At 75.4% G+C, this 16,865-nt stretch carries 16 protein-coding genes; 9 read left to right on the top strand and 7 right to left on the bottom strand.

Going from position 1 to position 16,865, the window contains the following annotated elements; all coding sequences use genetic code 11:
* The first annotated feature begins 277 nt into the window (after positions 1–277).
* The 7 genes from NH342_RS08915 to NH342_RS08945 all read left to right on the top strand — a co-directional run bounded on the left by NH342_RS08915 (position 278) and on the right by NH342_RS08945 (position 5,267).
* A complete protein-coding gene (locus tag NH342_RS08915; protein WP_253013855.1) occupies positions 278–715 on the top strand; it encodes a hypothetical protein in 438 nt (145 codons plus the stop codon).
* A gap of 155 nt (positions 716–870) precedes the next feature.
* Positions 871–2,295 (top strand): NAD(P)/FAD-dependent oxidoreductase, encoded by a 1,425-nt coding sequence (locus tag NH342_RS08920; protein ID WP_253013857.1) that lies wholly within the window; start codon positions 871–873, stop codon positions 2,293–2,295.
* 4 nt (positions 2,296–2,299) lie between these two features.
* Positions 2,300–3,172, top strand: a complete 873-nt coding sequence (locus tag NH342_RS08925; RefSeq protein WP_253013859.1) for a 3-keto-5-aminohexanoate cleavage protein — start codon at positions 2,300–2,302, stop codon at positions 3,170–3,172.
* Positions 3,169–3,648, top strand: coding sequence for an SRPBCC family protein (locus NH342_RS08930; protein WP_253013861.1), 480 nt, complete (start codon positions 3,169–3,171; stop codon positions 3,646–3,648). The genes NH342_RS08925 and NH342_RS08930 overlap by 4 nt, the downstream gene beginning before the upstream one ends.
* Before the next feature lie 77 nt (positions 3,649–3,725).
* Positions 3,726–4,046 (top strand): putative quinol monooxygenase, encoded by a 321-nt coding sequence (locus NH342_RS08935; RefSeq protein WP_253013863.1) that lies wholly within the window; start codon positions 3,726–3,728, stop codon positions 4,044–4,046.
* Positions 4,046–4,459: a cupin domain-containing protein gene (locus tag NH342_RS08940; RefSeq protein ID WP_253013865.1), complete on the top strand. Its 414-nt coding sequence runs from the start codon at positions 4,046–4,048 to the stop codon at positions 4,457–4,459. Before NH342_RS08935 ends, NH342_RS08940 begins: the two co-directional genes overlap by 1 nt.
* A 43-nt stretch (positions 4,460–4,502) precedes the next feature.
* Complete coding sequence (locus NH342_RS08945; RefSeq protein WP_253013867.1) at positions 4,503–5,267, top strand: SDR family NAD(P)-dependent oxidoreductase; 765 nt, start codon at positions 4,503–4,505, stop codon at positions 5,265–5,267.
* A gap of 88 nt (positions 5,268–5,355) precedes the next feature.
* Here the strand turns inward: NH342_RS08945 and NH342_RS08950 are convergent, their stop codons facing one another.
* Complete coding sequence (locus NH342_RS08950; protein ID WP_253013869.1) at positions 5,356–6,540, bottom strand: amidohydrolase; 1,185 nt, start codon at positions 6,538–6,540, stop codon at positions 5,356–5,358.
* Positions 6,537–7,256 carry a hypothetical protein gene (locus tag NH342_RS08955; RefSeq protein ID WP_253013871.1) on the bottom strand — a complete coding sequence of 240 codons (720 nt, stop codon included), beginning with the start codon at positions 7,254–7,256 and terminating at the stop codon, positions 6,537–6,539. Before NH342_RS08955 ends, NH342_RS08950 begins: the two co-directional genes overlap by 4 nt.
* 177 nt (positions 7,257–7,433) lie before the next feature.
* On the opposite strand from NH342_RS08955, the gene NH342_RS08960 reads away from it, so the two are divergent.
* On the top strand, positions 7,434–10,094 hold the full coding sequence (locus tag NH342_RS08960; RefSeq protein ID WP_253013873.1) for an EAL domain-containing protein: 2,661 nt from the start codon (positions 7,434–7,436) through the stop codon (positions 10,092–10,094).
* Here NH342_RS08960 and NH342_RS08965 read toward each other — a convergent pair.
* Positions 10,077–11,414, bottom strand: a complete 1,338-nt coding sequence (locus tag NH342_RS08965; protein WP_253013875.1) for an NAD(P)/FAD-dependent oxidoreductase — start codon at positions 11,412–11,414, stop codon at positions 10,077–10,079. The genes NH342_RS08960 and NH342_RS08965 overlap by 18 nt on opposite strands.
* 186 nt (positions 11,415–11,600) lie before the next feature.
* On the opposite strand from NH342_RS08965, the gene NH342_RS08970 reads away from it, so the two are divergent.
* Entirely contained in the window at positions 11,601–12,494 is an 894-nt protein-coding gene (locus NH342_RS08970) for a YihY/virulence factor BrkB family protein (RefSeq protein ID WP_253013877.1), read from the top strand.
* 4 nt (positions 12,495–12,498) lie between these two features.
* Here the strand turns inward: NH342_RS08970 and mgrA are convergent, their stop codons facing one another.
* The 4 genes from mgrA to NH342_RS08990 form a co-directional block, all read right to left on the bottom strand.
* Complete coding sequence (gene mgrA, locus NH342_RS08975; protein WP_253013879.1) at positions 12,499–13,536, bottom strand: L-glyceraldehyde 3-phosphate reductase; 1,038 nt, start codon at positions 13,534–13,536, stop codon at positions 12,499–12,501.
* Positions 13,537–13,587: 51 nt separating this feature from the next.
* Positions 13,588–13,785 carry a hypothetical protein gene (locus NH342_RS08980; RefSeq protein WP_253013881.1) on the bottom strand — a complete coding sequence of 66 codons (198 nt, stop codon included), beginning with the start codon at positions 13,783–13,785 and terminating at the stop codon, positions 13,588–13,590.
* A 186-nt stretch (positions 13,786–13,971) separates the two neighbouring features.
* On the bottom strand, positions 13,972–15,183 hold the full coding sequence (locus NH342_RS08985) for an MFS transporter (protein ID WP_253013883.1): 1,212 nt from the start codon (positions 15,181–15,183) through the stop codon (positions 13,972–13,974).
* 30 nt (positions 15,184–15,213) lie between these two features.
* Positions 15,214–16,857 carry a CdaR family transcriptional regulator gene (locus NH342_RS08990; protein WP_253013917.1) on the bottom strand — a complete coding sequence of 548 codons (1,644 nt, stop codon included), beginning with the start codon at positions 16,855–16,857 and terminating at the stop codon, positions 15,214–15,216.
* Positions 16,858–16,865: the final 8 nt, after the last annotated feature.

Consider the following 16,865-nt stretch of genomic DNA (forward strand, 5'->3'; position numbering starts at 1 on the left):
GTCCTCCGGCGGTGGCGGGCGGTCCTCCGGGCCGGCCCGCACCCGGGCCGAGCTCGCCGCCCGCGCCGGCCAGCAGCCCGCCCGCCCGCGCCGCAGCACCGGCCGCTGACCGGGATCCTTCCCCCCTGATCATGGGGTCGTCGCCGGTGGACACGCCCGTCGTGGCATGTCCGCCGGGCACGACCCCATGATCACCGCGGTCGAGGGCGCCGGGCGGGCGAGCGGCGAGGGGGTGGGGGAGGATCGGGTCCCCCACCCGCACGACGAACGAGGTCCCATGCGCCTGCCCATCACCCCCGCCGAGATCGCGCCGCGCCTGGCCACGGGGGCGTTCATCCTCAACTCCGGGCTGGGCAAGCGGCACGCCGACGAGGCCACCGCCGCCGGCCTGCACGGGTTCGCCTCCGGCGCCTACCCGTTCCTGCAGAAGACCTCCCCGGCGGCGTTCGCCAAGAACCTGTCCACCGCCGAGATCGCCATCGGCGTGGCCCTGCTGACGCCGTTCGTGCCCACCGCCGTCGCCGGGGCCGCGCTCACCGGCTTCGCCGGCGGGCTGCTCGGGCTCTACCTGCGCACCCCCGGCCTCACCAAGCCCGGCAAGTCGGTCGCCCCGACCCAGGACGGCCTGCCGGTGTCCAAGGACGTGTGGATGCTCGGCATCGGGCTGGGCCTGCTCACCCAGGCCGCCGCCGCCCGCCGCGCCCGCCGGGCCTGACCTCCCCCACCCAGGGCTGGCGCGCTCCGCCGCCCTGGGTGGAGGCTGTGGGCGACGTCGCACCGGCGGTCGACGCGCAGCCGGTGGCCAGCCCGGCTGGAGGACGCCGCCCGTGGGACGATGAAGACATCATGACGACATCCGGAGCTGCTGCTGTGACCACGAACCCGACCGCCGGCCGCCGTCCGCGGGTGGTCATCATCGGATCCGGCTTCGGCGGCCTGTTCGCCGCCCAGCGCCTGCGCAAGGCCGACGTCGACATCACCCTCATCGCCAAGACCGGCCAGCACCTGTTCCAGCCGCTGCTGTACCAGGTGGCCACCGGGATCATCAGCGAGGGCGAGATCGCCCCGCCGACCCGCGACATCCTCAAGAAGCAGAAGAACGCCACGGTGATCCTCGGCGAGGTCGTGGACATCGACCTGGCCGACCGCACCGTCACCTCGTGGCTGCTGGGCCGGGAGTCCACCTTCTCCTACGACCACCTGATCGTGGCCGCCGGGGCCGGGCAGTCCTACTTCGGCAACAGCCAGTTCTCCCAGTTCGCGCCCGGCATGAAGACCGTCGACGACGCGCTGGAGCTGCGCGGGCGCATCCTCGGCGCCTTCGAGATGGCCGAGGCCGCCACCGACCCGGCCGAGATCGACCGGCTGCTGACCTTCGTCGTGGTCGGCGCCGGCCCGACCGGGGTGGAGATGGCCGGCCAGATCGCCGAGCTGGCGCGCCGCACGCTGCGGCACAACTTCCGCAACATCGACCCGAAGTCCGCCCGGGTCATCCTGCTCGACGCCGCCCCGGTCGTCCTGCCACCGTTCGCGCCCAAGCTGCAGGAGAACGCCGCCAAGCAGCTGCGCGACATCGGCGTGGAGATCCAGCTGGGCGCCATGGTCACCGGCCTGGACGCCAACGGCCTCGACGTCAAGGAGGGCGACACCACCCGCCGGATCACCGCGGCCACCAAGATCTGGGCCGCCGGCGTGCAGGCCAGCCCGCTGGGCGCCCTGCTGGCCCAGCAGTGCGACGTCACCGTCGACCGGGCCGGCCGGGTCGAGGTGCAGCCGGACCTGACGCTGCCCGGGCACCCCGAGGTGTTCGTGGTCGGGGACATGATGAGCCTGGACAAGCTGCCCGGCGTGGCCCAGGTGGCCATCCAGGGCGGCCGGTTCGCCGCCGACCGCATCAAGGCCACCGTCACCGGCGGCAAGCACAAGGAGAAGTTCGAGTACTTCGACAAGGGCTCGATGGCGACCATCAGCCGTTACAAGGCCGTCGCCGACCTCGGGAAGATCAAGGTCACCGGCTTCCTGGCCTGGACGATGTGGCTGCTGGTCCACCTGGTCTACATCGTCGGGTTCAAGAGCCGGCTCACCACCACGGTCAGCTGGATCGTGTCCTTCCTGGGCAAGGGCCGCGCCCAGCGGGTGGCCACCCAGCAGCAGGTCTACGGTCGGCTCGCGCTGGAGAAGCTCGGCCCCGACTTCGAGGTCGCGCAGACCGGGGGCCTGCACGGCTCGGCCGCCGACCCCGTCGCGACCGGCGACCCGGTCACCGAGCACCCCGCCCAGCGCACCGTCGCCTGAGCCGGTGAGCGCGCCGCCGGTCTGGCTGGAGGTCGCGCTCAACGGCACCTGGGGCAGCGGTCGCCAGCCGCTGGCCCCGGTCACCACCGAAGCGCTGGTGGCCGAGGCGGTGGCCTGCGTGGACGCCGGCGCGGCCGTGGTGCACCTGCACGCCTTCGACGACGCCGGCCGGCCCCGGGAGGCCTACGACCTCTACGCCCCGGTGCTGGAGGGCATCCGGGCCGCCCGCGACGCCGTCTGCTACCCCACCGTGCCGATGGGTCCCGTGCCGTCCGCGGACGCCGCAGCCGGGCGGGAGCGCTACGCGGTGGTCGACCGGCTCGCCGCCGCCGGGCTGGCCGAGTGGGCCGTCGTCGACCCGGGCTCGCTGGTGGTGGCCACCGCCGAGGAGCTGGCCGCCGGCGGCGACGGGTTCCTCTACGCCAACGGTGCCGCCGACGTCCGGGCCGGGCTGGACGTCTGCGCCCGGCACCGGCTGGTGACCAGCTTCGCGGTCTACGAGCCCGGCTTCACCCGGCTCGGCGCGCTGCTGCGCCGTCCGGACGCACCCCGGCCGGTGCACCGGTTCATGTTCAGCGACACCTTCGGGTTCGGCTTCCCGCCGGCGGACTGGGCACTGGAGGCGCACCTGCGGCTGCTGGAGCGCTGCGACCCCGGCGCCCCGTGGATGGTGGCCGGGCTCGGGGTCGAGCTGGGCGAGCTGACCGACGTCGCAGTGCACCGTGGCGGGCACGTGCGGGTCGGTCTGGAGGACGCCCCGCTGGGCTGCCGCCGGAGCAACGTCGAGCTGGTGCGGGCCGCCGTCGCGCGGATCGAGGCGGTGGGACGACGGGTGGCCACGCCGACCGAGGTCCGGGCCGCCACACTCGGGGCATGACCAGCCTGACCCTCTCGGACTCGATCGTGATCGCCGCCTCGCCCGAGGAGGTGTACGACCTGGTCTCCGACGTCACCCGCACCGGCGAGTGGAGCCCGCAGTGCCGGGAGTGCTGGTGGGAGCCGGGCGCCACCGGTGCGGTCGGGGACCACTTCGGCGGCCGGCAGGAGACCCCCGAGCGCACCTGGGAGACCCGGTCGCGGGTGGAGGAGGCGACGCGTCCGCGGGCGTTCGCGTGGAGCGTCAACGACCGCAAGGTGCTCTGGCGCTACGACCTGGAGCCCCTCGAGGAGGGCACTCGCCTGACCGAGTCGTGGGAGTTCCTGGACGCCGGGCAACGGTTCATGGCCGAGAAGCACGGCGCGGACGGGCAGCGCGAGATCGACATCCGGCAGTCGGCCGCCCGCGCCGGCATCCCCGTGACGCTGGCGGCGATCAAGCAGATCGCCGAGCAGGGCACCGTGTCGCGGAACTGAGACACCGCTCCGGTTGTGCACGTCCGGGACGCGCGGTGAGGTGGTGCCGACCACACCCGCCGTGCACAGGAGCAACGATGCCCACCCCCACCGACGACCGCCGCGACCTGCTCACCGTCATCGCATACATGAAGGCCGCCCCGGGCAAGACCGACGAGCTGCGCTCGGCCCTGGAGGGCCTGATCGCGCCCACCACGGCGGAGGACGGCTGCGTCAACTACGACCTGCACGAGGCCGTCGAGGAGCCGGGCACCTTCTTCTTCTACGAGAACTGGGAGTCAGGCGAGCACCTGGACGCCCACCTGGCCACCCCGCACCTGGTGCAGCTGGCCGAGCGCATCCCCGAGCTGCTCGACGAGAAGGGCCTCACCATCACCCGGCTCAAGCGGATCGCCTGATGGGTCTCGACGTCCGGGTCATCGGCCCCGAGGAGCGCGACACCCGGACGGCGCAGACCCCCGGCCTGCAGCGGTTCGCCGCGATCTGCGCGGACAAGACCGGCTCGTCCGAGCTGTGGATGGGCTACGCGGTGCTCGAGCCGGGCGGGAAGACCGGCGTGCACCACCACGGGGAGTCCGAGACCGCGATCTTCGTGATCAGCGGGGTGACCCGCTGGTGGGTCGGCGAGCAGCTCGACGACGTCCGGGAGGCGCGGGCGGGCGACTTCGTCTTCATCCCGCCGGGCATCGTGCACTGGGAGCAGAACGCCAGCGACACCGAGCCGGTGGAGATGATCGTGGCCCGCAGCACGCAGGAGGCGATCGTCGTCGCCGTCGAGGGCCACCCGCACCGGCCCGCGCACGCCAGCTGAGGCAGCAGCCGGGTCGTCATCACCGCGCGGCTACCGTGCGGTGGTGACGACCCGCACCCGCTCCCTGGTCACCGGCTCCTCCCGCGGCATCGGCGCCGCGATCGCGCACACCCTCGCCGCCCGGGGCGACGCCGTCGCCGTGCACGCCGGCCGCAACGTCGACGCCGCCCGCGAGGTGCTGGCCGGCCTGCCGGGCGAGGGCCACGTGCTGGTCACCGGCGACCTCGCCGACCCCGCCGCCGTCGCCACCCTGGTCGCCGACGCCGTCGAGGGGCTGGGCGGGGTGGACGTGCTGGTCAACAACGCCGCCGCGCACGACCCGCTGGTGATCGAGGAGTCGACCTACGAGCGGTGGCAGGAGTCCTGGCAGCGGATCCTGTCGGTCAACGTGGTCGGCACCGCCAACGTCAGCTGGCAGGTGGTGCGGCACCTGCTCGACCGCCCCGAGGGCCCGGACGGCGGCCGCATCGTCACCGTCGGCTCGCGCGGGGCCTACCGGGGCGAGCCGCAGGCGATGGCCTACGGGGCGTCGAAGGCCGCGGTGCACTCCCTCACGCAGTCCCTCGCGCTGGCGCTGGGCGGGCACGGCATCGGCGTGAGCGCGGTGGCGCCGGGATTCGTGGCCACCGACATGGCGACCTCGCTGCTGGCCGGCCCGGTGGGCGACGGCATCCGCGCGCAGAGCCCCTTCGGCCGGGTCGGCGAGCCGCCGGAGGTCGCCGCGGCGGTCGCCTTCCTCACCGGCCCCGACGCCCTGTGGTGCAGCGGCGCCGTCCTCGACGTGAACGGCGCCTCCTACCTGCGCTGAGCCCGGGGGTGGCCGGACATCGCCGACGGTGGCCGCACGGTGCGACGGCCGGCCACCGTCCAGGAGGGCCGGCCACCCTGCACGGCACTCAGACGAGGACCTCGCCGTCGCGGACGACGACCCGGCCGCCGGCCAGCACCAGGGCCCGGCGCGGGGCCCGGACCAGGGCGTCGGGCGCGTGCTCGGCGTCCAGCAGCACCATGTCGGCCCGGGCACCGGCGACCAGGTCGTGCCGGTCGCGGTGCACGAACCGGGCGGCGCCCGACGTCGCCAGCCGGACGGCGGCGGTGAGGTCGGCGTCGGTGCGCAGGCCCTGCAGCCGGGCATGGTCCAGCGCCACCCGCAGGAGGTCGCCGTCGCCGTAGGGGGACCACAGGTCGCGGATGCCGTCGGTGCCCAGACCCACCGCGATCCCCCGCTCGCGCATCGCGGCCCACGGCAGCGGGGTGTACCGCAAGGGAGCCACGGTGGCCCAGGCGACGTCGAGCTCGGCCAGCTCGTCGAGCAACCGGGCCTGCCGGGCCGGTGCCAGCTCGCCGAGCGCGAACCCGTGCGAGATCGTCACCCGGCCGGCCAGCCCCAGCGTGCGCACCCGCTCCAGCACCAGGTCGTAGGTGAACCCGCCGAGCTCGCCGCCGTCGTGCAGGTGCAGGTCCAGCCCGCAGCCGTGCCGCTGCGCGATCGCGAACAGCCCGTCGAGCTGGGTGAGCGGGTCGCGGTCGATCGAGCACGGGTCCAGCCCGCCGATGCTCGCCACCCCGTCGGCCGCGGCCCGCTCGAGCAGGTCGAGCACCCCGGGACGGCGGACGACGCCGTCCTGCGGGAAGGCGACCAGCTCCACCTCGACCGCGCCGTCCAGGGCGGCCGCCGCCTCCCGGACGACGTCCAGCCCGCGCAGCCCGACCCCGAGGTCGACGTCGACGTGGCTGCGCACCGCCGTCGTGCCGTGCCGCAGCAGTTCGCGGAGCACCGCCGTCGTCGCCTCGACCGACGGGATGCCGAGCCGGTCGCGCTCGGCGCGCTCGTGGGCGATCCGGCCCTGCGTGGTCGGCTGCCCGCCGTAGGGCTGCCACGGCCTGCCCCACCAGCTCTTGTCCACGTGGGCGTGGGCGTTGACGAACCCGGGCAGCGCCAGCCGCCCGCCGCCCTCGACCCGCTGCGCGCCCGAACCGGTGCCGACGGGGACGACGTCGGTGATCCGGTCGCCGGTGACGAGCACGTCGACGGGGTGGCCGCCCCAGGGCCGGACGTCGGCCAGGAGCAGGTCGGTCACCGCTTCTGCCGCCGGCTCCCGCCGTGCCAGTCCTCGGTCCTGCCCACCTCCCCGGGGGCGACCCCGTAGCTGCGCAGCTGCGGGCGCTCGCGCAGGGACCGCTTCAGCTCGGTGAACCCGGGGAACGCGGCCAGGCCGATGACGTGGTCCCAGAGGGCGACGGCGTCCTCGGGTGCGGGCAGCCGGCTGATGACCGGGCCGAAGAAGGCCAGCCCGTCCGGCGGCGCGAACTGCAGGATCGGGGTGCCGACGTCCTTGCCGGCCAGCGCCAGCGCCTCGTCGGTCTCGGCCTGCACCAGGGCGTCGCGGCCCTCGTCGTCCAGGGCGTCGGCGAGGTCGGCCGACCAGCCGAGGTCGGCGAGCACGGGGGCGAGGAACTCCCGGGTGCCCCGGCGGTCGTGCCCGGGAGTGCCGCCGCTGGGCTCCGCGTCGTGGATGCCGTGCCCCACGGCGGTGTAGAACCGGCCGACGCCGGCGTCGCCGTGCTCGTCGCGGACCCGGGCGGCCACCCGCAGCAGCCGGAGGCCGGCGGTGTGGCCGGCCTCGTACTCGGGCGGGAAGTGGCTGGCGTAGTCGACGTGGGCGTTGAGCAGCCGCAGCGAGATGAACCGCCACTCGACGGTGTACTGCCGCTGCCGGGCCACCTCCTCCACCCAGCGGCTGGTCAGCCACGCGAAGGGGCACACCGGGTCGAACCAGAAGCGGAGGTCGGTCACCGTCCCAGTCTCGCGGCCCGGCCCGGTACCCGCAGGTCGCGGCGGCCCCGGCCACGGTGGGTGGCCCTCACCCGGAGGGATGTCCTCCCGACCGTCGAAGTGGACGGAACGGTTCCGCCGGCCGAAGACGGGGGCGGGCCGGAGACCTCTGGCCCGCCCGTCGTCCTCGGAGGTCCGGTGCCGATCCTCGACACCCTCCTGCACCGCCCCCGCGCCCGCCGAGGCGTGCCGTTGTGGGCCTACCTGACCGCGCTGGTCGGCGTCCCGCTGGTCGGCGTGGTCGTGCTGAGCTCCGTCATCGTCGACACCCGCCGCGCCGAGGCGCGCAGCGCCGTCCGGGCGGAGGACGCCGTCGCCGAGACCGCGCTGCTCGACGAGGCACGGCGGACGACGGAGAACGAGGCCGTGTGGGCCCTGCTGCTGTGGGCGATGGACGACCCCGCGGTGATCGAGGCCGTCGGGCTGCCCGTGGACCAGGTCAGCGCCCAGCGGCCGTTCATCGACGGGCTGCAGACCAGCTACCGCGAGGAGACCGACGCAGCGCTGACCGCGCTGGCCGCCCGCCGTCCCGAGCTGGCGGCGTCGGTCGCCGGCGAGCTCGAGGACGTGCGCCGGGTCGCCGCGGCCCGCACCACCGGGCTGCACGGGCTGTACCTGGACTACGTCGGGCTGTCCGACGAGCTCATGGCCGCCGAGCGGCGGGCGGCCGCCGAGGCGCTGGCCGGCGGTACCCCGGCCCCGACCCGGACCGCGGTCGCCGACGCGCTGCTGGTCGCCGGCTACGCGCAGGCCGCGAGCCGCCAGCTGCCGCTCTACCTGGGGTCGATGATCGACCAGCAGGCCGGGTCGCTGATCGGCTCCCGCCTGGGGTGGGAGACCGGCTGGCTGACCTACACCGACGCCCGCGCCCAGCTCGACGGGTTGTCCGACGAGGACGTCGCCGCCCGGTGGCGGGCGTTCGCGACCACCCCGGCGGTGCAGGGCCTGGACGACGCCCTCGACCCCGCGGCCACCCCGCCCGGGTCGGTCCCGACCGTGCTGCAGGTGGTGTCGCTGGTGACGCAGCGCAGCGCCCGGGACGCCGACACCGCTGCGCTCACCGGCGCGGCCTTCGAGCGGGCCCAGGCGCTGGCCGAGCAGGACGCCCACGCCGCCACCGACCGCTCCACCACCACCCTCGTGCTGGCCGGCAGCCTGGTCGCGGTGGCCGCCCTGGGCGCGGCGCTGCTGGCGCGCACCGTCGGGCGCTCGCTGGGCCGCCTGGCCGCGCAGGCCGCCGAGGTCAGCCAGGGGTCCCTCGTCGAGGTCGGCGCCCGCGGACCCCGGGAGGTGCGCACCGTCGGTGCGGCCCTGGGCACGGCGGTGGGCAGCCTGCGGCGGATCCAGGACCAGGCGCAGGCGGTCGCCGAGGGCGACCTGACCAACGTGCTGCTGGAGGAACCCCTGCCCGGGCCGCTGGGGGCGGTGGTGCACGCCTCGGTGCGGCAGATCGTGACGTCGGTGCGGCAGCGGGAGGAGCTGCAGTCCGCGCTGGCCCACCAGGCCGCCCACGACCCGCTCACCGACCTGCCCAACCGCGCCCAGGCGCTCGCGCTGACCGCGGCCGCGCTCAACCGCGGCCGCCGGTCCGGGGAGGTGGTCGGCCTGCTGTTCGTCGACCTCGACGGCTTCAAGGCGGTCAACGACGGCCACGGCCACGCCTGCGGCGACGAGGTGCTGCGCGAGGTCGCCCGGCGGTTGCGCGGCCAGCTGCGCGGCGGGGACGTGGTGTGCCGGCTGGGCGGCGACGAGTTCGTCGTCCTGGTCGAGCCGGTGGACGCCGAGTCCGACCTGGTGGAGCTGGCCGAACGGCTGATCGCCGCGGTGTCGCGCCCCATCACCGCACAGGGCCAGCGGGTCGCCGTCGGCGCCAGCATCGGGATCGCGGTCAACCGGGACGCCGCCGTCGACGCGGACGCCCTCCTCGCCGAGGCCGACACGGCCGCCTACCGGGCCAAGGCCCACGGCCGCGGCCGCGCGGAGGTCTTCGACGACGCCCTGCGCGCCCAGCTCACGGCGCAGGCCGACCTGGAGCGCGCCATCTCCGCGGGCCTGGACGCCGGCGAGTTCGAGGTGCACTACCAGCCCGTGATGGACGTCGGCTCCGCCCGGGTCGCCGGCTACGAGGCGCTGGTCCGCTGGAACCGGCCCGGCCGCGGCCTGGTCCCGCCCGACGAGTTCATCCCGGTCGCGGAGTCCTCCCGGCTGGTCTGCGACCTGGACCGCTGGGTGCTGGGCACCGCCACCCGCCAGCTCGCGGCCTGGCGCGCGGACGCGGCCGGTGCCGCCGACGACGTGACCATGGCGGTCAACCTGTCCGGCCGGCACCTCACCGACCGGCGGGTGGTCGACGACGTCGCCGCCGCCCTCGCCGCCGCGGGGGTGCCCGCCGACCGGCTGGTCCTCGAGGTCACCGAGACGGTGCTGGTCGACGACCCGGTCGCCGCCGAGCACCTCGCGGCCCTGCGCGGGCTGGGGGTGTCGATCGCCATCGACGACTTCGGGACCGGCTACACCTCGATCGGCCAGCTGCGCAGCCTGCCGGTGGACACCCTGAAGATCGACCGCAGCTTCGTGGCCTCCACCGAGCCCGGCCACGACCAGCTCGTGGCCCTGATGATCAAGGCGGCGCACACCTTCGGGCTCACCGTCGTCGCCGAGGGCGTCGAGGACGTGGCCCAGCTGGGCCGGCTGCAGGACGAGCGCTGCGACCACGCCCAGGGCTGGTGGTTCGGCCGGCCGTTGCCGGCCGACCGGGCCGGTGAGCTGCTGCGCGGCCGGTCAGTCGCCCAGGCGTGACTGCTGCGCGGTGCTGACCAGCGCCTGGTCGGACCGGATGCGGGTGACCTCCACCGACTGGGCGGGCAGCAGCGCGGCCAGCAGCCAGTCGGTGCCCACCCGCACGCGGTTGGCCATCGAGGGCAGCGCGTAGAGGTGGTAGCCGCGGGCCACCAGCTTGGCCAGCGGGCCGTGCAGCTTGATGCCCAGCGGCTTGGCGATGGCGTCGGAGCCACCCAGGTCGGCGACCAGGCCGAGGTCGTGGTGCCGGTAGGGCTTCGGGGTGCCGTGGCCGAGGCTGGCGGCGACGTTGCGGCCCAGCGCGGCGCCCTGCCGCTGCGCGTGCTGCGCGGTCGGCGGGGTGAGCGGGGTGCCCTCCTGGGTCAGGTCGGGGACGGCGGCGGCGTCACCGCCGGCGAACACGCCCGCCGTGCCGGGCACGGTGAGGTCGGGACGGACCACCAGCCGGCCCTTCTGCAACGGCAGGCCGAGGGTCTGCACCAGCGGGCTGGCCGCGACCCCGGCGCCCCAGACCAGCGTGCGGCTGGGGATCGTCGAGCCGTCGGTCAGCTCGGTCTCGCCGTCCCGGGCCTCCTTCACCGTCACGCCGAGCCGGACGTCGATGCCGCGCCGCTTCAGTGCCCCCAGCGCCTTCTCCCCCAGCTCGGGGCCGAGCTCGGGCAGCACGGACTCGGCGAGGTCGACGAGCACCCACGAGATGTCGGAGGGCTGCACGCGCGACCACCGGCTGGCGATGGTCGAGAGCCAGTACTGCAGCTGGGCGACGATCTCGGTGCCGGTGTACCCGGCCCCGACCGCGACGACGGTGAGCCGCTGCCGGCGCTCGGCGTCGTGCTCGGGCCCGGCCGGAAGGGCGTCGGCACGGTCGAGCTGGCGCAGCAGGTGGTCGCGCAGGAACTGGGCCTCGACCAGGGTCTTCACGCCGTGGGCGCGCTCGGCCACGCCCGGGATGTCGAACTGGCGGGTGATCGACCCCGGCACGAGGACCAGCCGGTCGTAGGAGAGGGTGAGGACGTCCTCGGTGGCCCCGCCGTCGTCCGTCGTCCGCACCGTCACCGTCTGCGCCTCGTGGTCGACGTCGGTGGCGCTGCCGAGCACCACCCGGGTGCGGCGCAGCTGCTGGCGCAGGCTGATCGCGATGTGCCGCGGCTCGACGACCCCGGCGCTGACGTCGGGCAGCAGCGGGCTGTAGAGCAGGTAGTCGCTGGGGTTGACCAGGACCAGCTCGGCGGCGTCGGCCGGCAGGGTCCGCTCCAGGGTGCGCAGGGCGTGGAACCCGGCGAACCCGCCTCCGACGACGACGATCCGTGGGCGGTCCATGCGGCTCTCCTCCGTGGTGCGACGACGTCCGGCCCCGGGTCTGCCCACCTCCCGCGCCCGGCAACCCGTCGGCTGGGCCACACCCGCCAGGTCGCGGGAGTGTGACGATCCGGGCGCCGACGCGTCGGACCCCGGACCAGGGGGCAGCCAGCACCGGATGCGACGACAGCAGGACGGACCCGGATCGTGATCCCGCACGACGACGGCGCGGCGGACCAGGCCCGCACCGACCCCTTCCACCGCCGGCTGCACGGGGCGCAGCGGCGGTGGCACGCGGTGGTCGACCGGCTGCCCGGGCCGGTGGTGACCTTCGGCCGCTGGCTGGGCAGCCCGGAGTTCTCGACCGTGAGCGCCGCGCTGGCCTTCTACGCGCTGGTCTCGCTGCCGCCGATGGTGCTCATCGCCTTCTGGGTCGCGGGGCTCGTCGTGGACGACGCGACGCTGCAGGGCCTGGGCAACCAGGTCTCCGGCCGCACCCCCGACCAGCTGCCGATCGGTGACGTGCTGCGGGGGTTGATCGACGTGGCGTCCCGGATCGGGCCGGTGGCGGTGCTGTCGGCCGTGTGGCCGGCCACCGCCTACGGCGCAGCGCTGGCCCGGGCGTTCACCGAGGTGACCCCGCAGACCAACGAGAAGATCCGGGGCCTGCGGGGCAGGCTGCTGGCCCTGGCCGTCATCGCCGTGCTGCCGGTGGCGGTGTTCTCCGGCCTCGCCGCGCTGTTCGTCGTCCCCCGGCTGCTCGGTTCGGGCTGGCAGCTGACCGCCCTGCTCGGGCTGGGTGTGCTCGTCCTGCTGGTCGGGGTCATCAGCCTCGTCTACTGGCTGTTCCAGGTGCGCGACACCCGGTGGGACGACGTCGTCCTGGGTGCGCTGCTCGCGGCCGGGCTGGTGGGCCTGAGCACGGCCGTCTACCTGGGCTACCTCACCTGGTTCGCCGACTTCACCGAGCGGTACGGCGCCAGTTCACTGGCCACCCTGGTGCTGCTGGGCTTCTGGCTGCTCATCGGCAACGCCGTGCTGCTGGTCGGGTACCGGTTCATGATCCGCCGCGCCCTGCGCCGCGCCGACGAGGACGCATGACCGCTCACCCCGCCGCGGTGCGGGGTGCCGCCCACAGGTCGATGCCGGAGTCGACGGCGTGCTGGTCGATGGCGACCAGCTCGTCGTCGGTGAAGGCCAGGTTCTGCAGGGCGCCGACGTTGTCGTCCAGCTGGCGCACGCTGCTGGCACCCACCAGCACGGAGGTGACGCGCTCGTCGCGCAGGGCCCAGGCCAGCGCCATCTGGGCCAGGGTCTGCCCGCGGCCCTCGGCGATCGCGTCCAGCGCGCGGACGTGGTCCAGCGCCTCCTCGGTGAGCAGGTCCGGGGACAGCGACTTGTCCTGGCTGGCGCGGGAGCCCTCCGGGATGCCGTGGAGGTACTTCGAGGTCAGCATGCCCTGGGCGAGCGGGGAGAACGCGATGCAGCCGGCGCCGACCTCGGCGAGGACGTCGAGCAGTCCCTCGGTCTCGATCCAGCGGTTGAGCATGGAGTAGCTGGGCTGGTGGATGAACAGCGGCGTGCCGAGGTCGGCCAGGATCGCCGCTGCCCGGCGGGTGTCCTCGGGACCGTAGGAGGAGATGCCGGCGTAGAGCGCCCTCCCGCTGGTGACGGCGGTGTGCAGCGCACCCATCGTCTCCTCCAGCGGCGTGGTCGGGTCGGGACGGTGGCTGTAGAAGACGTCCACGTAGTCCAGGCCCATCCGCTGCAGCGACTGGTCGAGCGAGGCCAGCACGTACTTGCGCCCGCCGCCGCCCTGGCCGTACGGGCCGGGCCACATGTCGTAACCGGCCTTGCTGCTGATGACCAGCTCGTCGCGGTGGGGGCGGAAGTCGTCGCGCAGGTGCCGGCCGAAGTTGGTCTCCGCCGACCCGTAGGGCGGGCCGTAGTTGTTGGCCAGGTCGATGTGCGTGATGCCCAGGTCGAAGGCCCGGCGCAGCACGTCGCGCTGCCGGTCGAAGGGGACGTCGTCGCCGAAGTTGTGCCACAGCCCGAGGCTGATCGCGGGCAGGTCGGTGCCGCTGCGCCCGGTGCGGCGGTAGGTCATGTCGTCGTAGCGGTTCGGGTCCGCCTGGTAGGCCATGCCGCTGATCCTGCCCGGCCCCGGGTCAGCCGGCGCCGGCGAGGTGGGAGGTCAGCCGCCGCAGGCGGGGCAGGCGTCGTCGGCGCCGCCGTCCCAGGCCGCGCTCCCGACCCGGACGACGGCGCCGCAGACCGCCAGCTCCGGGGCGCCGTCGAGCTCCTCGGCGGGCCGGTGGGTCTCCACGGCGTGCTGGGTGCTGCCGGTGGCCCGGCAGGTGCCGGCGAGGTGCGTGCTGGTCGCGCTGGTCATGCCCCGACCCTGCCCCAGGACGGCGTCCCCCGCCCGTCGTCGACGTCCCCCTGACGCCCAGCCGATCCTGCGCCTCTCGGTCGCGAGTGTGCAGTTCGCGGGGTCGATCCGGCCGCGAGCACCCCGACAACTGCACACTCGACGCGGCCCAGGTGCCACGGGCACGCATCCCGGGGCCTGGAGGCTTCAGGACGGGACGTCGGTCGCCACCCGGGCCGGGACCAGCTCGCGCGCGGTCGCCAGGCCCGCGACCGCGAGGACGGCAGCCGCGCCCCAGAAGACCGCGGCGAGGCCTGCCCCGGCGGCCACCACCCCGCCCAGTGCCGCGCCGACGGGTGCGATTCCCCAGGTGGCGAACCGGTAGGCGCTGCTCACCCGGCCCTGCAGCTCGTCCGGGACGACGGACTGCCGGTAGCTGACCGACACCACGTTGAACGCGAACGCGGCCAGCCCCACCACGCCCAGCAGGGCGCCGGCCACCACCGCGCTGCGGGTCAGCGCGAGGCCGACCTCGGCCAGCACGGTCAGCACGACGGTGACCACGACGAGCGGTCCGGTCCCCCACCAGCGCTCCAGCCGGGGCGCGACCGCCGCGCCGAGCACCCCGCCGACGGCGAGCCCGGTGAGCAGCAACCCGTAGGCCGACGGCGCCACCTGCAGCCGCTCCAGCGCGTAGAGCACGAGGACACCGATGACCGCCGTCTCGGTCAGGTTCCACACGGTCAGCAGCACCACCAGTGCCCGCAGCCGCCGGTGCCGCCACAGCCACCGGACGCCGTCGCCGATCTCGCGGGTGAGCCCGGTCCCGCTGCGCGCCGCGGCGCGGAACCGGGTCCGTATCGCGAACACCAGCGCGGCCGAGCCCACGAAGGACGCTGCGTCCACCGCGAACGGGACGGCGGGCTGCGCCACGAACAGCCAGCTGCCCAGCGGCGGCCCGACGAGCAGCCCCGCCACGACCGTGCCGGTGTACAGGCGGCTGTTGGCGGTGGACAGCTGGTCCCGGCCGACCAGCGAGGGCAGCGCGGCCTGGTTCGCGCTGTCGAACAGCGTGCTGATCGACGCCGCCGCGAACGCCGCGGCGCACAGCAACCACAGCGACGCCGCCCCGGCCAGCACGCCCACGGCCAGACCGGCGAACACCGCGGCGCTGGCCAGGTCGCACAGCCACATCGTGCGGCGGCGGTCCCAGCGGTCGGCCAGGGCGCCGGTGTGCAGGGCGAGCAGCAGCCAGGGCAGCCCGGCGAAGACGCTGACCAACGCGACCTGCCGCGGGTCGCGGGTGAGCGAGGCAGCCAGCAGGGGAAGACCGGCACTGGCCACGCCGCCGCCCAACCGGGACACCACGGCGGCCGACCACAGCCGCCAGAAGTCGGCGCCGAGCCGGTGGTCGGTCATGGGCCCCCTCCGGAGGTGGACCTAGCGGGGTCAGAGGTCGAGCAGGCGCAGCTGGACCATCGCGGCGAACCGCACGTCGGGGTCGCCGAGGTCCATGCCGCCGACCTCGGCGACCCGGCGGAGGCGGTAGCGGAACGTGTTGGGGTGCACGTACAGCGCGGCCGCGGCGGCCGGCACGTCGCCGAAGGCGTCCAGCCACGCCCGCAGCGTGGGCACCAGCTGCGCCCCGTGGGCCGCGTCGTACTCCCCCAGCCTGGCCACCGGCCCGGCGGGACGGTCGCCGCGGGCCTCGGCCAGGTCGTGCAGCTCGAGCAGCAGCCCCTCGACGTGCACGTCGTCGGCGCGGGCCACCCGCACGGCACCGGCGCCCCCTCCCCCCGCCCCGTTGCGCACCCGCAGCACCCGCAGCGCGCGGTCGGCGGCCACCCGTGCGGCGGCCAGGCCGGCGACGTCGCGGCCGGCCGGGCCGATCCCGACGACGGCCGGCAGGCGCGGGCCGATCCGGTCCAGGAAGTCGGTGGCGATCCGCACGGCCCGCACGTCGGCGTCCTCGCCCGTCACCGGCACCAGCCCGTACGCCACGTGACCGACCAGGGCGGTCGCCGAGCGCGGGTGCACGGCCGACAGGTGCACCCCGAACGCGTCGGCCAGCCGCTGCCGGTCGTTGGCCGACCCGGCGTCGCTGGCGGCGTCCTGGGCGTCGGCCGGGTCGAGCGCGGCCAGCGCCAGCACCACCACCGAGCGGTCGGCCAGGCCCAGCCGCTGCAGGGCCTCCCGGGCCCCGCTGCCCCCCTCCAGCGCCGTCGACACGAGGTCGGCCTGCAACCGGCGCTGCACGTCGGCACCCGCGCGGACCCGCAGCATGTGCAACGCCACCAGCGTCGCGGCCTCGCCCAGGGCCCGCGCCCGGTCGGGGCTCAGGCCGTCGCGCAGCACCGCCCAGATCGAGCCGAGCACCTCCTCGCCCGCCCGCACCGCGATCGCCGCCCGGGGCAGCGCACCCGCACCGTCCAGGGGTGTCACCGGGTCGACCAGCACCGGACCGGTCGAGCGGTACAGCTCGCGGAACACCCCGCGCTCGGTGAGCACCCGCGAGTAGACCTCGGGCACCTGCAGCCCCAGCACGGTCTCGATGCGTCCCCGGTCGGCCTCGTCCTGGCGGCCGGAGAACGCGAGCACGCGGTTGCTGCGGTCCTCGATGGTGATGGGTGCGTCGACCAGCGCGGCGACGGCGTTGGCGAGGGCGAACAGGTCACCCGAGGGCAGGCCGCCCAGCGACTCGGCGGTGTCGGCGCCGACGTCGCCCTCGGCCAGCAGCACCCGCAGCATCGCCGCCAGCTGGGCCCAGGTGGCCCCCCGGGTCAGCCCCAGCAGCGCCACCCCCGACTCCCGGGCCGCCGCCAGGACCGCCGGGGTCACGGTCACCGGGGCGCGCAGCACCAGACCGGCGGCCCCGCGCCGGCCGAGCTGGGTGAGCAGGGTGATCGTGGCGGCGGCACCCCCGACGCCGACCCCGAGCACCAGCGCGGCCGGGGGCAGGTCGGGTTCGTCGATGGGGTCGTGGATGGCCACCCCGCCCAGGCGGGGGACGGCGTCGGGGTCGCCGTGCAGCAGGTCCAGCAGCGTCGTCCCCAGGTCGTCGAGCACCCGGCGCAGGCCGGCCGGGGCTCCCATCACCGGGT

It is taken from the genome of Klenkia sp. PcliD-1-E (assembly GCF_024124375.1).
Taxonomy (GTDB): Bacteria; Actinomycetota; Actinomycetes; order Mycobacteriales; family Geodermatophilaceae; genus Klenkia.

Excerpts from the sequence above, each read along its gene's own strand:
- NH342_RS08915 (WP_253013855.1), top strand. The coding sequence starts at position 278 with ATGCGCCTGCCCATCACCCCCGCCGAGATCGCGCCGCGCCTGGCCACG.
- NH342_RS08930 (WP_253013861.1), top strand. The coding sequence starts at position 3,169 with ATGACCAGCCTGACCCTCTCGGACTCGATCGTGATCGCCGCCTCGCCC.
- NH342_RS08935 (WP_253013863.1), top strand. The coding sequence starts at position 3,726 with ATGCCCACCCCCACCGACGACCGCCGCGACCTGCTCACCGTCATCGCA.
- NH342_RS08940 (WP_253013865.1), top strand. The coding sequence starts at position 4,046 with ATGGGTCTCGACGTCCGGGTCATCGGCCCCGAGGAGCGCGACACCCGG.
- NH342_RS08965 (WP_253013875.1), bottom strand. The coding sequence starts at position 11,414 with ATGGACCGCCCACGGATCGTCGTCGTCGGAGGCGGGTTCGCCGGGTTC.
- mgrA (WP_253013879.1), bottom strand. The coding sequence starts at position 13,536 with ATGGCCTACCAGGCGGACCCGAACCGCTACGACGACATGACCTACCGC.
- NH342_RS08980 (WP_253013881.1), bottom strand. The coding sequence starts at position 13,785 with ATGACCAGCGCGACCAGCACGCACCTCGCCGGCACCTGCCGGGCCACC.
- NH342_RS08985 (WP_253013883.1), bottom strand. The coding sequence starts at position 15,183 with ATGACCGACCACCGGCTCGGCGCCGACTTCTGGCGGCTGTGGTCGGCC.
- NH342_RS08990 (WP_253013917.1), bottom strand. The coding sequence starts at position 16,857 with ATGGGAGCCCCGGCCGGCCTGCGCCGGGTGCTCGACGACCTGGGGACG.